We start from the raw sequence: 17,458 nt of genomic DNA, 5'->3' as shown, positions 1-17,458 counted from the left end.
ATAATCGGGTTATCGTTCATATAAAAATTTAGGCTGTTTATTCCTGAGATACGATGATTCTTGGCTTCAAATAGGGGAGGGAATGTGAAAGAGGATGCATCAATTTGGGATGAACGCTACAAAAATAAAAATATTACACCTACATCTCCAAGTATGCTTTTAGTAAAGTTTACTCCGCTTTTACTTTCAATGAAAAACAGAGGCGCTACTAAAGCCCTAGATATAGCCTGTGGCAATGGACGTAATAGCAAGTTTCTAGCACAACTTGGTTTTGAAGTAGAGGCATTAGATATTTCTAGTGTAGCTTTAGAGTTTCTTAAAGACTTTGCGCGTATAGATGCTCAACTGGTTGATTTGGATACTTTTGTTTTAAACAAAAATTATGATGTGATAGCTGATTTTTATTTTTTAGACCGGAATCTTTTTGTGCAAATCAAAAACTGCCTCAATCCCAATGGGTTATTTTTCTATGAGAGTTTTGCTCAAGCTCCAGATGGATTTTTTCCACTCCAAACTACTTCAATCAGTCTGAATCGGACACTAAGAGATGGTGAGATTCGCAAAGAGTTTAGTGGATTCAATGTTTTGTGCGATGAGCATAAATGTATTTTTCGTGCTAATACACCACATTGTGTCCAGATGTTTGTGGCACAAAAAATTTAACCATGCACTATACCTTCACCCAAAAATGCAAAAAAATTTTTACAATTGCTTTGCCTAGTGGCGCCAATTCTCTGCTAGATACTTTGAATCTACTAGTAAGCTGGTATTTTGTTTCGCAAATCTCAACACACCATATTGTAGCGCTCGGCGTGAGTTTAAACTATATTATGATTTTATTTGCTATCACGACAATCTTTTTTGTTGGTACAAGTGCGCAAGTGGCTAGATTCTATGGTGCGAGAGATTTTAAAGCCATGAATGAAATTGTAGGTACAAGCACTATAAGTGTGCTTTTAATATCTGTGCCTGTTGTAATAGTGTTTTTTGCGTTCATTGAATCCTATTTTGAATGGATGGGTAAGGGTGTGAGTACTCAGGCACATGAACTCGGCGCACAATATTTGTCTATCACGCTACTTTATATACCAGCTTTATTGCTCAAGACAATCTTTATTGCTGCACTTTCAGGCATTGGAGATACCAAATGCATAATGTATATCAAAACTTTCACGACGACTCTTAATGTCATTTTGAATATCATCTTAATCAATGGGTTAGAATTAGGAAGCTTTGAGCTAGGTGGGTTTGGCATTATAGGCGCGGCATTAAGCAGCCTGATCGTCATGTTTGTGGAAGCATCATTGCTATTTTGGTTTATTGTTTTCAATAACACGAAATTAAATATTTTTTGGGTTTTTAAACTGGGATTTTTCAAGCAAATGCTGAATATTGGTATTCCTGCTGGAATCGAGCGATTTTTGACAATTTTTTCATTGATTTTAACCCAAAAATTTGTGAGCTCTTATGGTTTAGACACAATAGCAGGATTCCAAATAGGATCAAAAGTGGAGTCATTTATTTTGATGCCAGGATTTGGCTTTCAAGTTGCAGCAATGGTGCTTGTTGGACAAAGCTTAGGCAGAGGACAAATAAAGCTTGCTTATGGATTCATCAAGACACTTTTATTGATTGCAAGTTGTGTGATGGGAATCTTAGGATTGGTTATTTGTGTCTTTGCTATGGAATTAGCAAGCATTTTTAGCAATCAAAGCAGCGTATTGCAAAATAGTTTCTACTATATCCTTGCAGTCGGTCTTTCACAGATTCCACTTATTTGGATATTTTGTCTTGATGGGGCATTGCGCGGTGGTGGTGCCACTAAACTTTCCTTATTGCTTAATGTTTGCAGTATCTGGTTTTTGCGAATTACACCAATGTATTTATGTGTGTATTTTGAACAAAATGTGATTTTTTTATTTTTAATTATTTTTTTAGAGACTTATTTGAGAGCCTGTTTTTTTGCATGTATGTTTAAATATAGAATCTGGGAAAAATTTATTACAAGATTTTAGATAAAAAGTCCTTCTCATTGTTGAATGCTTTTAGCATGCTTCCTACGCTTGCATGATGTAAAATTTTATCACTTATACCATTAGAGTGATAATTTGTAAGTATAATTTCTTTATCAGCGTTATTGCAATGATTCCAAGCATGCCCTATATAAGAGCAAAGATTTGATACTTTCAACACACGCCATTTGTCCTCTATATAAATATTTATCCACTTTTGTATATTTGTTGGCTTTTGCTTAAGACGCCAATAACCAACAGGATCAAGGGTTATAAGAAGTTTTATTGAATTTTTTGGTAATGGATTTTTACTTTTTTCAAAAGCGCTCAACACTTTTAATATATTCGCAGCTCCCCAGCTATGTGAAATAATATATAACTCATATTCTTGGTCAATAAGAATGGGCAACCACGCTCTAAAGAGTGCTTTGCTATTAAAAGTTGCATATGCCTTAGCGGTAATGGTTGCGAATTTGCTGCACTTATTTTGTGTAAAGCTCGCAAACTCTCTAAAAACCGCCAGGTGTTTGCTATCCATAAATCCACCAATAAAAATCAATAGTACTTTTGGATTGTTTTGTTCATGAGATTCTAGAGTTTTTAAATTTGTAAGAAGTGGCTCAATTGCTGGTAGAGGTTTAAGGAACTTGTTTATAGTTTTAAAATATGAGCTTGGGGGAAGTGGAAGTTCAGAAATACCCTCAGTAATCAAAAGAGGCACTAGCATATTGGTTTTATTGGATTCCAATTATTTAAAAGCATAGAAGCATTTTCTTTTGGATTTCCAATCCATAAACTCTTTACTACAGCGCACATATCAGCATTTTTTAGCAAACTTATATTATATTTACTAATTCCACCAATAGCACAGATAGGAATCTTTAGAGTTTTTTTTGCTTGAGCCAGTATTTCTCTTTCTATGCATGCAGCATTTGGCTTAGTAGTAGAAGGAAATACAGAACCAAATGCCACATAATCCGCTCCTAATTTTTCTAACTCACAAGCAAGCATAATATCCCCATAGGATGAAGCTCCTAAAATACCAGAGAATCTTGCGCGTACAGCAGCAAACTCTTCAAGATAGTGGGCTTTGTTGTTGTGGGTTTTTGTGGGTACAGATGGTTTGTCTTTAATGCCATGAACTCCTAAGTGTAGAGATGGCAATTTCAGATTTATAGCCATCTCTACACGGTCATTAAGAACAAAGAGTATATTGTTTTTAGCACAAATATCATTTAAGTGATAAATATCCTCTATAATATCCTCATCACTGCTGTTTTTATCTCTTAGCTGGAATATTTTTACTCCGCCATCTATTGCTTCTTGGAGTTGTTCTCTGATGCTGCTAAAAGGTGTTAAGACTTCATCGCTTATGCCATAGATTCCATGCAGTAAGCTATTTTTCATACTTACGCCAATCAAGCTTGTCAAAAATATCCGGGGCATTGTGTAGGTATTCAAATGGCATGAAACGTTCTTTGTAGCCCATGCAGTAGTGATCTTTTATCCAATATCCCGGATAGAAGTAGCGTAAATTGTTTTCTTGCGCGAATTTTAATTGCATAAGGATATTAAATGTCCCTAGGCTCAAGTGTGAATAATCATGGTCATAGAAAAAATACACAGCGCTTACACTGTCTTTGACAATATCCGTAAGTCCTATGCCCACAAGCTTAGAATCTGTAAAGTACAAAAATTCATATCCAAAGTTTTCAGCTCCATCGACAAACATCTCCATATATGATTGTCTGGTGATTGGTGTGTATTCCCAAGATTTTTTCTGCTCCATATATTTATGGTATTTGTTGTAAAGAATGAGATGTTTGTCGCTGACACTAGGTTTTTGTATGTGTAATAGGGTGTTTTGGTTATTTTTTATCACTCTTTTATGGTTTTTGCTAAATTTGAAATCTTTGACTAAGGTGCGGATAGAGATGCATTCTGTGCATCGATTGCATATTGGGACAAAGAAATGATTCCCAAATCTCCTCCAGCCGCGTTCTAATAACCCTAGATAAAAGGAATCTGAACATTCATCAATATAAAAATAGCGCATAGTGCTTTGTCGATCGCTAAGATAGCTGCATATTTTAGAATCTGGCACAAACTCAAAAATCTTCATCTATAGTCCTATGTATTGCTTTTTGAAATTGGTGACTTTTTGCACATAACGTCTTGCCTCATCTTCTGTCAAATGTGCGACCAAATGCTTATAAACCTGTTGTGATGACATAGAGTTTATTCTGGCAATGGCTTGCTTTCTGTCTTTATGAAAAGCACGTAGCACATTTCCACTTCCGGTATTATAAGCCGCTATTACACAATACTCTTGGGACTTGGGATCTTGTATGTCTTTGAGATAGCGATTATAAAGGATGTGCAAGTAGGCTGAGCCATATTGGATGTTTGTCTCTGCGGTGAATAGCATGTCTTTATTTGGCATGCCTTTTTTGCCTGTGATAAGCTCGTGGGAATCTGCCCCTGCAGTGCTTGGGACAATTTGCATAAGCCCATAAGCTGGCACATGACTCATCGCATAAGGATTGAAATTAGATTCTGTATGGATAATCGCCATCACAAGAGCAGGTTCGAGATTGTAAAGTTTCGCATATTTTTTGGCAAAAGACTGGTAGCTTTGTCCTGCAAGTGCTTGGTAGTTCTTGCCCATTTGCAACTCCACAAAATACACTTTATTGCCTTTAGCATCTCTGCGCTGTTTTGTTTGTGTTTGTACCAAAAAATCCGCATATTTCTTTGCGCGCCATTCATACAAAATATCCTGTCCCTCATTGTCCTTGATAAGCCCAGCCAAAAACGGCTTGCCATCAAATTTCATTTCAGAATCAGAATACAAATCTACACCTCTAGGGTCTTTGGGCGTGAGCAATGTAGTAACAATGGCGTTTTTAAGCGCTACTTTAGGATTTGTCTTTTCAATAGTCTCTATACGAATCTTGCCGCTTTCAAAGTCAATGCTTGATTTTGAAAGATAATGATCGGTGTATTTGACCATTTTACTCGTGGTTGAGACCTCAAATTCATCACTTGCCCAATTTTTATTGATATTCCCACTGAGGCTCATAATGTCTTTTTTATGGGCTTTATTAGCTTTTTTTAGCGATTCTTGTGTTTGTCTGCTAAAGTCTGAATTATCCAGCCAACTTTCTAATGCCAAATCCGATTCTTCTAAGATACTATCGCGGATGAAAAATGAGGTCTTGCGATTGCTTAAAGGCTTTGGTCGAGATTCTTGGAAGTCACCAGAGCTCATCTGAGAATCTTTGAATGATACGCCTTTAGAGCTTGTATCACGATCTCCTAATGCACAGCCATAAAACACACATAAAGACAATATAAGAAAAGGATATTTTTTCAATCACTAAGCCTTGAAGGGTAGAAAATAGCCTAATTTTAAGCAAATAGGATTCCTGATTCTAAGAATCTTGCCTAAGAGAGCAAAGGCAGCAGAGAGTAGGGCAATACAAAGCTATCTGATAACTTAGAGCTTTGTAAGTGGCAGGTGAGCTATTGCTTCTTGTCGTTTTGTGTGTGAGAGGAAAGTCAGCTTTTTGGAATCATCGCGAGACTGCCTTGCTTTGTGTCTGGTGCAATACTCCTCCAAGTCTTTGTATGTGTCTAAAAACCAAAGCCAATCAGCACAAAGAGCTTTTTTGACAAAGAAAAGATTCACCCCACAAGAATCTGCACCCACAAAGCTATAGCCCTTAGCCTCTCCTAGCGCAATGAGTGCTGCTATACTCGCACCAAAATAAAGCCCACTAAAATGGGCTTTAAAGCGGTTAAAGTCTGCTCTATAAGGCACGCTTACACGGTCTTTAGCGCCAAAAAGTGCATTGTATTCGATCAGCACAATTGCTGGCTGTATGCAAGTGATACTCTCCCAGATATAGTAATCATTGCCATCTATATCAATGCTAAGAAGCGCTACATTCTCTAAATCGCGTGATTGTAGATAAGTGCTAATAAGAGCATTGATATTGTCTTTTGTGATAAAAACACATTTTGCTTCCAAGTCATAGCGCCAGTACAAATCATCATTTCTTATGTAGTCTATGTGCTGCTGACTGCCATCAAGGACTAGACCCATAAAATTGCGATGTTGCAGCAAAAATCTTGTGTTGGATTCTGTGTAATTTTCTACACCAAATTCTATAAAAGCCTTTGGATAAGCGCTCAAATCAAGCGCCTGGATAAGAAAATCGATAATCCCATCTTCACCGTTTTGGCTAAAAATTTTAAATTCTGTAGATTCTATAGAAAGGTGTTTATCCCCCCCCCCATTTATAAGCCCATTATTTATAAGCCCATTATTCAATCTCAGAGATTGGATAAGCTTTGTGTGCTCTGAAGAAAGCTGCTTGCCTTGTAGTAACAAAAGAGTCTCAAGTTTTTGTTTATGCTCTGCTACAAGAAACCTCCTAGCTTTTGTGGCTATCTTTTTTAGTAATGCTTTCATGGATCTGCTCCTTGTTTCTGGATGTAACTTTATGCGTTTTTACTACGCAGATGGATGTATAAGTGCAAGACATCCAGACTAGATGGTGTAATGCCGCTAATTTGGCTTGCTTCAAAGAGCGATTTTGGAGTGAATTTTTTCAACTTCTCTATAACTTCTAAGCTCAAACCAGGAATATTGTCAAATGCAAAATTCTTAGGGATTTCAACCTTGAGCATCTCTTGCATATTTTGTATGCTCTCAGCTTGCTTGGCGATATAAGTCGCGTATTTGGATTCTATACATATCTGCATCAGGGCTTCATCACTTAGAGTCTGCAGATCCAATCCAAAAGCTTTGGTGATGGCACAAAGTGAATGGTTTGTTGCATTATTGATAGTTTGGGCAAGTGTGGTTTTATCGTTGATAGGTTGGAGCTGCAGGGATTCTAAAAGCTGTTTGTTGGCTTGGGTGGGTGTGATAAATGTAGAGTTGAGAAAATCTAGTGCGCGCGCGATGTCTTGTTTGTCTTTTTGTATCTTTTGGAAGTCTTGGGGGCTTATAAGAGCATATTTGTAAGCATATTCTCCAAGCCGTAAGTAAGCATTATCCTCACGCAGTAGCAAGCGATATTCCGCGCGTGAAGTGAAAACGCGATATGGCTCATTTGTGCCTTTACTTACCAAATCATCAATCATCACGCCTATATAACCTTCATCACGTCTTAAGATAAAAGAATCCATCCCTCTTGCCTTGCACACAGCATTTATCCCTGCCATAAGCCCAAGTGCCGCAGCTTCCTCATAGCCTGTAGTGCCATTTATCTGTCCAGCTAGGAAAAGATTCTCACATTTTTTGCATTCTAATGTGTGCTTTAGCTCCGTGGGTTGGACAAAATCATATTCTATAGCATAGCCATAGCGCGTGATTCTGGCATTTTCTAACCCCGCGATAGTGTGGATGAGCTCCTCTTGAATATCTGTTGGCAATGAAGTAGAAAGGCCATTGATGTAATACTCCAAGCAGTCGCGTGTCTGGGGTTCTAGAAATAATTGGTGTCGCTCTTTTTCTGAGAATCTATACACCTTATCCTCAATGCTAGGGCAATATCTTGGTCCCACACCTTGAATCTGCCCTGTAAAAAGTGGCGTGCGATGGAAATTCTCGCGTATAAGATCGTGTGTTTGCTGGTTGGTGTAAGTCACATAGCAAGGAATCTGCACGGGATTGAAATCTTTTGTCCGCGCGCTAAAGTGCGGTGGATTAGCATCGCCAAAATGTGCCTCTAGGTTACTAAAATCAATGCTTCTGCCATCAATCCTTGCGCAAGTGCCTGTCTTAAGCCTGCCAACTTCAAGACCTATTTGGCTAAATGAATGGGGGAGATTCTCAGCGCTTAGCTCGCCAAAACGTCCATTCTTAAGCTGCTTCTCGCCAATATGGATAAGTCCTCTAAGAAATGTCCCAGTAGTAAGAATCACACATTTTGCATAATAGCTCTTTCCTAGATTGCTTTTCACACCTAGGACTTTTTTTCTGCCTTCAGATTCTTCAATAATAAGGTCTGTGATAAGCTCTTGAGAGACACTGAGATTTGGGGTGGTGAGTGCGACTTTTTTGGCGATGATGGGATACAAGTCCATATCAATCTGCGCTCTTGTGCCACGCACAGCAGGACCTTTTGATGCGTTTAATGTGCGAAATTGCAAGCCACATCTATCTGTAATCTCTCCCATTACGCCACCAAGCGCGTCTATTTCTTTGACCAGATGTCCTTTGCCAAGCCCACCAACTGCTGGATTGCAGCTCGCTAGTGCGAGGTTTTGGATGAGAATTGTAAAAAGATGTGTTTTTGCGCCCATTTTGGCAGCTGCACAAGCAGCCTCAAGCCCTGCATGCCCGCCGCCGACAACGATGACATCAAGAGTATCTTTCATATTTTCGCTTTACTTGGGATATTTGGGATTGTAGGAAGTTTGCAAAATCGGGGATTTTACAATTATGTATGTCAAAGTATTCTTAAGGCAGCTTGAGCAAGCGATTTTGTTTAAGCGACAATGAGCTATGATTGCAGCTCTCTTAACTCCTGGATAACTAAGGTTTTGTAATGCATACACAGATTCTTGTCTTAGATTTTGGCTCTCAATACACCCAACTCATCGCTAGGCGATTGCGTGAAGTAGGCATTTATACAGAAATAGTCCCATATTTTGAAAAGCCAGAATCCATACGCACGAAAAATCCTAAAGGCATTATCCTAAGCGGCGGACCTGCTAGCGTGTATGAAAAGGATGCGTATAAGCCAGATTCTGCGATTTTCTCACTTGGGATTCCTATACTTGGCATTTGCTATGGTATGCAATACATCGCGCACTTTTTTGGCGGGGAAGTGGTGAGGGCATGGGCGCAGGAGTTTGGCAAGGCAGTGCTAGAGATTAGTCAGGATTCCAATGCGCTTTTTGCTAGGATAAAGCAAGAATCTATCGTGTGGATGAGCCACGCTGATAAGGTCAAGAAGATTCCGCAAGGCTTTGTAGCAATCGCAAAATCTAGCAATACACAAAATTGCGCGATTGCGGATTTCTCAAGGCAAATTTATGCCCTGCAGTTCCACCCAGAAGTGGTGCATAGTGAGTGTGGCGCAGAGATTCTTAAAAACTTCGCCCTTAGGATTTGTCAGGCAAATGCAGATTGGGATATGAAAAACTTCGCACAACGGGAAATTGAGAGATTGCGCGAGATTGTAGGGCAGGGTAGTAAGCGGTGTGATTGGGCGAGTGCTAAAAATCAATCAGATAAGGCGCTCTATGAAGCTTATCATGACAAAGAGTGGGGCATAGAGCAGCATGATGATACCTTGCTTTTTGAAGCTTTGGTGTTGGATGGATTCCAAGCGGGGTTATCATGGATTGGCATTCTCAAGAAACGAGAGGCTTTCAGGGAAGCATTTGATGGCTTTGATGTGCGAAAAGTCGCAAACTACACAGAGCAGAAAATAGAATCCCTGCTGCAAAACACAGGCATTATAAGAAACCGCGCGAAAATACAAGCGGCTATCCATAATGCACAGGCATTTTTGCGCGTACAAGAGGAATTTGGAAGTTTTGACAAATATATTTGGGGCTTTGTGGATTATAAGCCTATCAATAATGCTTTTGATAGTATCAAGGAGATTCCTGCTACAAGTGCGCTCAGCGATAGAATCAGCAAGGATTTGCAAAAAAGAGGTTTCAAATTTGTAGGAAGCACGATTGTCTATGCTTTTATGCAAGCTATTGGGATGGTGAATGACCATTTAAGTAGCTGTGATTTTAAGGATACACGAGATTCTGAGAAAAATCTAGCACTTAAAAATGAATCTGCTAAAGTGCTATGCGCGGTAAGCGGTGGGGTAGATTCTAGCGTGGTGGCGACCTTGCTATATCGTGCCATAGGGGAGAATCTCATCCCTGTGTTTGTGGATACGGGGCTTTTACGCAAGGGTGAGAGAGAAGCGGTTGAAGAAATGTTTAGAGAGAATCTCAAAGTGCCTTTGATTGTGGTGGATTCTAGTGCGTTATTTTTAGAGCGACTACAAGGCATAAGCGAGCCAGAGAAAAAGCGTAAAATCATCGGCGAGACTTTTATAGAAGTCTTTGAAGCGGAGGCTAAGAAGCATAATGCAAATGGCGAGATTAAATATCTTGCACAAGGCACGCTCTATCCAGATGTGATTGAATCTGTAAGTATAAAGGGTCCTAGCAAGGTTATTAAATCTCATCATAATGTCGGGGGGCTGCCTGAGTGGATGAAGTTTGAGCTTATCGAGCCGCTACGGGAGCTTTTTAAAGATGAAGTGAGGGCTTTAGGCAAGGAGCTTGGGATGCCAGAATCTATGCTTATGCGTCATCCATTCCCCGGACCTGGACTTGCGATTCGCATTATGGGTGAGGTGAATAGGGCGGATTTGGATTTGCTACGCGAGGCGGATTCTATCTTTATCGAGGAGCTACACAAAGCAGGGCTTTATAACTCTGTGTGGCAAGCCTTTTGCGTGCTATTAAATGTGCGAAGTGTAGGCGTGATGGGCGATAATCGCACTTATGATAATACAATCTGTGTGCGTGCGGTAGAAGCTCAAGATGGAATGACAGCTAGCTTTTCACACTTACCCCACGCATTTTTAGAGAGCGTTTCAAACCGCATAATCAACGAAGTACAGGGTATTAACCGCGTAGTCTATGACATCACTTCAAAACCACCGGGAACAATTGAGTGGGAGTAGGGAATGAGTGAAAAAACACATTGCCTAATCTATTAAATGACTATGTGTGCAAGTGCAAGAGGATATCGCCCACCAATTGCACATCCCCATAAAATAAACATTATCCCCGATCCATACGATAGCAAGAAAGAAATATTTAGAAATAATCCATATACACTTGAAAAAGAACATCGGGACAAACTTAGAAAAAAAAAAAAAAAAATACAATATTCCTGAGTACAGTATCGAATCATTAAAGTTTTTATAAGATTTATAACTTTATTCTTCCTCTCTTAAATCAATTTTCAAGGGGCTTTCTTTTTAAAAGAAAAAGGAGTTGGGTATGAAAGAGCAAGTTATTAATAGAAATGTTGATGAATATATTTCATTTTTAAAAGAAAAATGTGATTTTTTTAATAGCATTTCATCTGATACGGATTATCTTTATAGCAAGATAAATAATTTAAAAAATACACAACTTGACGTTGTTTTGGATTTCTACAAAGACTCAATCTACAAAGACTCAACTATTCGTCCAGTAAACTTGCTACGTCTATTCATACTAAAATGCATCAAAAACGGAAAATATGTTGATGCTCAATTCGTACAAGAAGCAAAAGATAATTTTAATCAAAAAAATATCAAATTTTTTAAAGGATATTTAGATTCAAATGCACTAGAAAAAATTAGAATATATACTACTAAAAAAAATGGCGACCCATTCCTTAGTTATAAAAATCCTTTCAGGATATTTTATGTTTATTTTTATAATGGTGAATTAAAGAAAACAACAAAAACTTATCTAAATGCTATTGGTGATGAATTAATCAAAAGATTAAATTTGAACGATTGGGTTACTAGAATTGTAGGTTTTAATGGGACGCAAAATGAAGGTCAAGACATTGCTTGGATTTCTTTATATCCTGCAAGATTTAAAAATCACAACGATGCTATTCAAATATTCTGCACAATTACTAATAAACAACTTCTGGCAGGTATTCATAAAGGTGAAAACGTTTCAAAAGAAAAATTTTCTCAATTTTTAGTAAATGCTGGCTTTTCTGTCCAAACACCCTCGGGTAATCCAAATACAACATGGGTTTGTAAAGAAGGATCCCTTTCTTGGGAAGAACTTTTGACTGCCATAGATGATATAGTTATACAGTACGATAAAGGCGGAATTAAAGAAAATTTAGGCAAACAGTCAAAATCTGCAGTTATTAATGCATTAAAACAATATCAATATTATGAAGGAAATACTGTTGAAAGAACTAATTTACAAAAGACTAGAAATCAAAAAATTGTAAAAGCTGTAAAAGAAAGAGATAATTATACTTGTAGAGGATGTGGCTTTCATTTCGACAATAAAATTGTTGAAGCACATCATCTTATACCTATTTCAAACACAGAAGAAGAAAAACAAGTTAAAGAAGATGATTTAATAACATTATGTCCAAATTGCCACGCAATTGCGCATATAATATTGTTAGAAAGAGATAAGAAATACCAAAAAATAGAAAATTTAATTAATGAATTACAGGAAATTTATAATATGATAATGAAAGCAAAAAATTAGAATTTATAGCAGTAAATGCATTGAATGAAGTAGGTGAAAATATCAATATATCTAATTCTTAAATAATTCAATAGGATTTTTTACTACTTTTCCTATGACTTCCAATTTTTTGCTAGAAGACAAAAGATGAATCCTTAAGGAGTATTGAGATTTTCTATTGTAGAGTGGTGTCTATCCCTTCTAACTGCAACAAGGCTATTTTTTCTCAATGCCTCCAGCATAGCCTGTGAGATTCTCATTTACGCCCACAACTCTATGGCAAGGCACGATTATAGAAATTTCATTGCGTCCCACAGCACCGCCTATTGCTTGAGCAGACATTTTACTTACACCTCTTTTTATAGCAACTTGCTTTGCAATTTGTCCATAGGTAGTTGTCCTGCCATATGGGATAGGTTTGGAAAAGCCTTTAATGCAGAGGAACAAGAAACTCTGGGAACTATTGAGTCGGAGTAGGGGCAAACTGATTAAAATTTTGAAAATTGTAGTTTTCATAAGTACAAGTTAATTCAATTTGCTATTCCTTTCCACTATTCCATTAAGTTCTTTACAAGCTGTATTGTCATCTTGGATAAAGCATTTTTCTTGCAATTCCAAAAAATACTTTTCTTTATCTTGTTGGTATTTGTACTTTCGGTGTTCCACAGAGTGAAAAATATAAACCCCTAAACACACAAGGATTACCAATATAATATTCACACCATTAAGTTTGAATTTATTGCAAATCATGCAAGCTTTTTTGAGCTTCTTAGAATACCTTTTCACCTAAAAACTCCGTGGGATCTTGTGTTTTTATTTCTTGACGCAAGGATTGGATAATACAACCAAACACATCGTCCCAGTCCTTACTTTTACTCGTTAGCGATTTTTTTTCTCCATTTTCATAAATAAATGCAATGTTTTGTCCAAAATGCGTGATTTGCTTGATTTGAAGATGATTAGCAAGAATGCGGATTCTAATAAGCTCTAGGAAGCTCAATGTCAAGGTATCTAACTTCCCAAAGCGGTTTTCTATCTCCCCTTCTATTTCATATACTTCGTTTAAATCCTCACACAAGCAAAGTCTCCTATACAGCTCTAGACGCAACCTGTCGCTGGCTATAAGCTCTGGATTAAGATACGCACTAAGGTTAATCTTAATATCCACTTGGAGCTTCTTTTTCTGTCCTTTCCCACTCAACTGGTTGATACATTCCTCAAGCATATGCAGATAAAGCCCATAGCCAATTTTCTTTATATGACCGCTCTGTGCTTGGCCTAAGAGATTCCCACCACCTCGTATCTCTAAATCATGATAGGCTAAGTTCTCACCGCTTCCTAAATAAGAATTTTTCTCTAGCGCTCTTAGACGCTTTCTTGCGTCATGTGAGAGCATACCCTCATCACTGACCAGCAGATAGCAAAATCCTTCCTTATCTCCCCTCCCTACTCTTCCTCGGAGCTGGTGTAAGTCTGCGATCCCGAAGCGATTTGCCTCTTCGATGATGATTGTGTTTGCGTTTGGTAGGTGTAGTCCAGATTCCACAATGCTTGTGCAAAGCAGCAGTTGGGTTTTACCTGCCAAAAATTCACGCATGATATTTTCAGAATCTGTGCTATCGACCTGTGAATGCAAAACCGCGATTTTGAGTTTTGGCAAAAGCTTATTAAGTTCTCTGTACTTAGAGTCCATACTCGCGATGTTGTTGTGGAGATAAAACACTTGCCCTCCACGTCTTAGCTCACGCAAGATTACTTCGCAGATAAGATTAGGATTATAAGTCTTGACAAATGTCCTCACTCCCTTACGCTCTAATGGCGGCGTGCGTAAAGCGCTAAAACTTTTGATTTTTGACAAAGCCATATTAAGAGTTCTTGGGATTGGTGTAGCGCTCATATTTAGCAGATGTGTTTGCTCGCAGAGTGATTTTATTTTTTCTTTTTGTTTTACCCCAAACTTATGCTCCTCATCAATGACCACAAGTCCTAGATTCGCAAACTCCACACCTAAAACAGCATGTGTACCAATAAGTATATCTATGCTGCCATTTTTTGATTCTTGGAGAATCTGTTTCTTTTCTTTTGCGTTTGAAAATCTGTCTAGCTTCACTATATTTAGGGGTTTATTATCATTTTTTAGCATTTTAGAGAATCGAATGCTAAGTGTCTGAAAATGTTGTAGGCAAAGTAATGTCGTCGGAACTATAAACATACATTGGTAACCCTGCAAAACTACTGCACACATAGCAACCATAGCAACTTCCGTCTTCCCAAAACCTACATCTCCACTTAAAAGCCTATCCATAATGCGCCCAGATTCTAAATCAGAAAAAATCTCATTTATGCTTTGGGTTTGATCATCAGTGAGCTTAAATGGGCATTGTTTGATGAATTGCTGCAACGCTGGATTTTTACAATCTATCCTTATGCCGGGTATGAGAGCTCTATTTGCAGCTAGCTCAATGATATGACTTGCAATCTCTAAAAGCTTCTTGCGCACGCTCTCTTTCAGCTTGCTAAAACTCCCCTTCCCTAATCTATCAATCACAGGGACATTTCCAGAATCTGCTACAAATCTCTCGACCACTTCTAACCTATCTACAGGCAGCAGCAGCTTATCATCGCCTTGGTATGCAATTTCTAAAAAATCTCGCACTACACCAAGCACACTTACACTCTTAATACCCTTAAAAATACCAATACCATAGTCTTCATGCACGACATATTCACCAGTATTTAGTTCATTAAGATTTAATCTTGAGCGTCTTTTGCGTAGAACTTTTTGGGGTTGGAAAAAATTGAGTGACAAGAAAAGTCTTTTAGGAGTTAGGAGGTTAAAGACATTCTCGCACACAATTCCACGCACTTCTAATGAAGCTGGTGGATAATACAATCTCACATATTCTGTATTATGCTCTATTGCTTGAAAACCTAGAGATTTTGCAAATGCGATATTTGGCACAAGCAGCACAATCTCTCTATTGCTATGCAGATTCAAAAGAGAATCAAGCATTTTCGGAGAGAAAGTAATTTCTTGTGTCTGAGAATCTTTTGAATCTAGAAGCGTAAAATCCTGCAAAGAGTCCAAGGCACATTGATAAAAGTCACAATCTTGCCTTATTTCTAAGCTTTGGAGTTCCTTTGCTTGAGACAATGCAGCATCTGAAATAAAGCTAGTAAGTGTTTTGTGTAAAAGAGAGCCGTTTTCTCCCAGCGTCCAAAGACAATATGTGGCAATGAGATTTTCATTTGTCAAATCCCCCATGTCTTTAGCCAAAAACTCTAAGAACTTGTATTTCTCACTACTTTTAGTAAGTCCTGTCTGTGTGAAGTTAAAAAAAGTCGGTGGTATCTCAAGAGTATGGAATTCTTCTTGGATACTTATTTGTGTATGCAAATCAAACACCCTAATGCTCTCTACTTCATCGCCAAAAAAACAGATTCTATGAGGCTTATCAGAATTTGGCAAAAACACATCAAGTATCTCTCCACGCAAACTTATCTCACCCTTGACCTCTACAACTTCCACACTTTCATAGCCAAAACCTACTAACTTTTCAAAGAGTACTTGTGGTGTGATTGTGATTTGCTTGGAGAGGACAAAGGATTCTAAAAACTCTGCTTTTGGCAATGGATACAGAATGCTTGAAATTGGCGCTAAGAGAATCTTATTTTTCTGGAAACGAAAAAAATCGCGCAAAACTTGCAAAAGCTCAAGCAGATCTTCGCGAAATGGCGACAAATCATCGCCAAAATGGATACGCACTTCAGGGAGCAAAAAGGGTTTGGGAGGAATTGAAATGGGGGTAAATTCCGTGTGGTTATACAAAAACTCAAATGCAGCAAATGCACTTCTTGCTCCTTGAAAATCCTCAAGGGCTAGGAGAGATGGAGAATCAAATTTATGAAAAGAAGAATAGACCTGAGCCTGTATCACGCTACTCTTTGCTTACTTGTGGTTTTTGGGCGAGATTTTTAGAATCTCGTATTTTGCTCTCACCGATGAACACACCTTTGCGTTCAATGACTAATTCACTAGCGGTAATAATCCCTTCAATCCTCCCTTGTGCCTTAAGTTCAAGGAGGTTAGAAATAGAATTTCCCATAAATTTTCCCGCTACAATGAGTGCATTTGTATGTATCTCTCCTTTGACTGCACCACTTTTTCCTATCATTACCGTGTCTTTAGAGTGGATAACGCCATCAAAATCACCATCAATATGCAATCGACATTCAATATTTATCTCACCTTTTATCTTTGTGCCCTGCGCTATAATTGTAGCTCCTCCTGAGGAACTTGCTCCATCAAATTGTTTATTGTCATTAGTAAAGATTGCCATAATACACTCCTTTCATTTTCAAAGATTGAAGAAAAATTGCTCATTGTCCATTCTATAAAGTTCCTAGGATTAAGCACACTCCCTAAGAATCTTACTTCATAGTGCAAATGAGGTCCTGTGCTTACACCACTATTGCCAGAATATGCGATTATCTGCCCTTTTTTGACAAACCCACCACGTTTGACGACTATCTTGTTTAAATGTGCATAGTAAGTCCTAAACCCAAAAGAATGATCAAGCTTTATCAGATTGCCAAAGCCGCCATTGTGTCCCATCTGAGCAAACTCGACAACTCCATCAGCCGTAGCATAAATAGGTGTTCCAATATCAGTGGCAAAATCAATGCCCGTATGCAAGTGCTTGGTAAAAAATAATGGATGCACGCGATAGCCAAAATCTGCTGATATACGTTTATAATAATCCAATGGATAGCCATTTGGGATAAATTTCATCACAAAGGCTTTTTGACTGCCTGTAAGAGAGGCTATATCTATGCGTTCGCGTAAATCATCCACTGGTTGGGTTGTGCCATCAACACCTATGACGCTTTCCAGATCCCCTACTCTGTCGCCTACAAGCATAATCTCCTCAGAACGTTGCTCAATTTGCGCATTAAGATATGCATTCTTTTCCTGGATTTTTTCATATTGCTTCATAATGATTTCATTGAGCAAAGAGATGCTTGTTATTTCATCCTTGAAAGCTCTTATAGAGACCACACCAAAAATGATGAGTACAAACACAAACATAAGGAGATAGAGCCCTAATTGTCTGAAAATAGAATGGATATTAATACAACGAGTACCTTCATGATCGGTAATCATCAAAATAAGTCGTCTGCTCATAAGTAAA

General features: G+C 38.2%; 15 protein-coding genes. 4 read left to right on the top strand and 11 right to left on the bottom strand.

All coding sequences use genetic code 11. From position 1 onward, the window contains the following. Positions 1-84 precede the first annotated feature (84 nt). Both CCY97_RS00505 and CCY97_RS00500 read left to right on the top strand, forming a co-directional pair. Entirely contained in the window at positions 85-663 is a 579-nt protein-coding gene (locus CCY97_RS00505; RefSeq protein ID WP_112063536.1) for a methyltransferase domain-containing protein, read from the top strand. A gap of 2 nt (positions 664-665) precedes the next feature. Then, positions 666-2,015, top strand: a complete 1,350-nt coding sequence (locus CCY97_RS00500) for an MATE family efflux transporter (protein ID WP_112063535.1) — start codon at positions 666-668, stop codon at positions 2,013-2,015. Here CCY97_RS00500 and CCY97_RS00495 read toward each other — a convergent pair. The 6 genes from CCY97_RS00495 to mnmG all read right to left on the bottom strand — a co-directional run bounded on the left by CCY97_RS00495 (position 2,002) and on the right by mnmG (position 8,405). Continuing rightward, a complete protein-coding gene (locus CCY97_RS00495) occupies positions 2,002-2,739 on the bottom strand; it encodes a hypothetical protein (protein ID WP_146744483.1) in 738 nt (245 codons plus the stop codon). The genes CCY97_RS00500 and CCY97_RS00495 overlap by 14 nt on opposite strands. Then, complete coding sequence (locus tag CCY97_RS00490) at positions 2,733-3,419, bottom strand: thiamine phosphate synthase (RefSeq protein WP_112063533.1); 687 nt, start codon at positions 3,417-3,419, stop codon at positions 2,733-2,735. Before CCY97_RS00490 ends, CCY97_RS00495 begins: the two co-directional genes overlap by 7 nt. Then, on the bottom strand, positions 3,409-4,134 hold the full coding sequence (locus CCY97_RS00485) for an arginyltransferase (protein ID WP_112063532.1): 726 nt from the start codon (positions 4,132-4,134) through the stop codon (positions 3,409-3,411). The genes CCY97_RS00490 and CCY97_RS00485 overlap by 11 nt, the downstream gene beginning before the upstream one ends. Then, positions 4,135-5,388 carry a murein transglycosylase domain-containing protein gene (locus tag CCY97_RS00480; protein ID WP_112063531.1) on the bottom strand — a complete coding sequence of 418 codons (1,254 nt, stop codon included), beginning with the start codon at positions 5,386-5,388 and terminating at the stop codon, positions 4,135-4,137. A gap of 123 nt (positions 5,389-5,511) precedes the next feature. Next, positions 5,512-6,489 carry a hypothetical protein gene (locus CCY97_RS00475; RefSeq protein WP_112063530.1) on the bottom strand — a complete coding sequence of 326 codons (978 nt, stop codon included), beginning with the start codon at positions 6,487-6,489 and terminating at the stop codon, positions 5,512-5,514. 29 nt (positions 6,490-6,518) lie between these two features. Continuing rightward, positions 6,519-8,405, bottom strand: a complete 1,887-nt coding sequence (gene mnmG / locus CCY97_RS00470; RefSeq protein ID WP_112063529.1) for a tRNA uridine-5-carboxymethylaminomethyl(34) synthesis enzyme MnmG — start codon at positions 8,403-8,405, stop codon at positions 6,519-6,521. Between the two features lie 170 nt (positions 8,406-8,575). Here mnmG and guaA point away from each other — a divergent pair, with 170 nt between their 5' ends. After that, positions 8,576-10,732 carry a glutamine-hydrolyzing GMP synthase gene (gene guaA / locus CCY97_RS00465; RefSeq protein WP_112063528.1) on the top strand — a complete coding sequence of 719 codons (2,157 nt, stop codon included), beginning with the start codon at positions 8,576-8,578 and terminating at the stop codon, positions 10,730-10,732. 322 nt (positions 10,733-11,054) lie between these two features. Next, the gene (locus CCY97_RS00455; protein ID WP_112063526.1) at positions 11,055-12,287 is read left to right on the top strand and encodes an HNH endonuclease; all 1,233 of its coding nucleotides are present in this window, start codon (positions 11,055-11,057) and stop codon (positions 12,285-12,287) included. A gap of 195 nt (positions 12,288-12,482) precedes the next feature. On the opposite strand, the gene CCY97_RS00450 is transcribed toward CCY97_RS00455, so the two are convergent. Genes CCY97_RS00450 through CCY97_RS00430 form a run of 5 tightly spaced genes read right to left on the bottom strand, consistent with a single transcriptional unit; the run spans position 12,483 to position 17,451 of the window. Next, positions 12,483-12,782 carry an MGMT family protein gene (locus CCY97_RS00450; protein WP_112063525.1) on the bottom strand — a complete coding sequence of 100 codons (300 nt, stop codon included), beginning with the start codon at positions 12,780-12,782 and terminating at the stop codon, positions 12,483-12,485. 9 nt (positions 12,783-12,791) lie between these two features. After that, the gene (locus CCY97_RS00445; RefSeq protein WP_112063524.1) at positions 12,792-13,052 is read right to left on the bottom strand and encodes a hypothetical protein; all 261 of its coding nucleotides are present in this window, start codon (positions 13,050-13,052) and stop codon (positions 12,792-12,794) included. Then, positions 13,036-16,203, bottom strand: coding sequence for a transcription-repair coupling factor (gene mfd, locus CCY97_RS00440; RefSeq protein WP_112063523.1), 3,168 nt, complete (start codon positions 16,201-16,203; stop codon positions 13,036-13,038). Before mfd ends, CCY97_RS00445 begins: the two co-directional genes overlap by 17 nt. 1 nt (position 16,204) lies before the next feature. Continuing rightward, the gene (locus CCY97_RS00435; RefSeq protein ID WP_112063522.1) at positions 16,205-16,606 is read right to left on the bottom strand and encodes a polymer-forming cytoskeletal protein; all 402 of its coding nucleotides are present in this window, start codon (positions 16,604-16,606) and stop codon (positions 16,205-16,207) included. After that, positions 16,537-17,451, bottom strand: coding sequence for a M23 family metallopeptidase (locus CCY97_RS00430; protein ID WP_112063521.1), 915 nt, complete (start codon positions 17,449-17,451; stop codon positions 16,537-16,539). Before CCY97_RS00430 ends, CCY97_RS00435 begins: the two co-directional genes overlap by 70 nt. Positions 17,452-17,458: the final 7 nt, after the last annotated feature.

Source organism: Helicobacter sp. 10-6591 (genome assembly GCF_003288805.1).
Taxonomy (GTDB): domain Bacteria; phylum Campylobacterota; class Campylobacteria; order Campylobacterales; family Helicobacteraceae; genus Helicobacter_F.
Note: the sequence above shows the minus strand (reverse complement) of the source record. Positions and strands in the feature narration are given on the sequence as shown.

What these genes read in the sequence shown, in the direction of transcription:
- CCY97_RS00500 (WP_112063535.1), top strand. Translation starts at nt 666, where the DNA reads ATGCACTATACCTTCACCCAAAAATGCAAAAAAATTTTTACAATTGCT.
- CCY97_RS00495 (WP_146744483.1), bottom strand. Translation starts at nt 2,739, where the DNA reads ATGCTAGTGCCTCTTTTGATTACTGAGGGTATTTCTGAACTTCCACTT.
- CCY97_RS00490 (WP_112063533.1), bottom strand. Translation starts at nt 3,419, where the DNA reads ATGAAAAATAGCTTACTGCATGGAATCTATGGCATAAGCGATGAAGTC.
- CCY97_RS00485 (WP_112063532.1), bottom strand. Translation starts at nt 4,134, where the DNA reads ATGAAGATTTTTGAGTTTGTGCCAGATTCTAAAATATGCAGCTATCTT.
- CCY97_RS00475 (WP_112063530.1), bottom strand. Translation starts at nt 6,489, where the DNA reads ATGAAAGCATTACTAAAAAAGATAGCCACAAAAGCTAGGAGGTTTCTT.
- mnmG (WP_112063529.1), bottom strand. Translation starts at nt 8,405, where the DNA reads ATGAAAGATACTCTTGATGTCATCGTTGTCGGCGGCGGGCATGCAGGG.
- guaA (WP_112063528.1), top strand. Translation starts at nt 8,576, where the DNA reads ATGCATACACAGATTCTTGTCTTAGATTTTGGCTCTCAATACACCCAA.
- CCY97_RS00455 (WP_112063526.1), top strand. Translation starts at nt 11,055, where the DNA reads ATGAAAGAGCAAGTTATTAATAGAAATGTTGATGAATATATTTCATTT.
- CCY97_RS00450 (WP_112063525.1), bottom strand. Translation starts at nt 12,782, where the DNA reads ATGAAAACTACAATTTTCAAAATTTTAATCAGTTTGCCCCTACTCCGA.
- CCY97_RS00435 (WP_112063522.1), bottom strand. Translation starts at nt 16,606, where the DNA reads ATGGCAATCTTTACTAATGACAATAAACAATTTGATGGAGCAAGTTCC.
- CCY97_RS00430 (WP_112063521.1), bottom strand. Translation starts at nt 17,451, where the DNA reads ATGAGCAGACGACTTATTTTGATGATTACCGATCATGAAGGTACTCGT.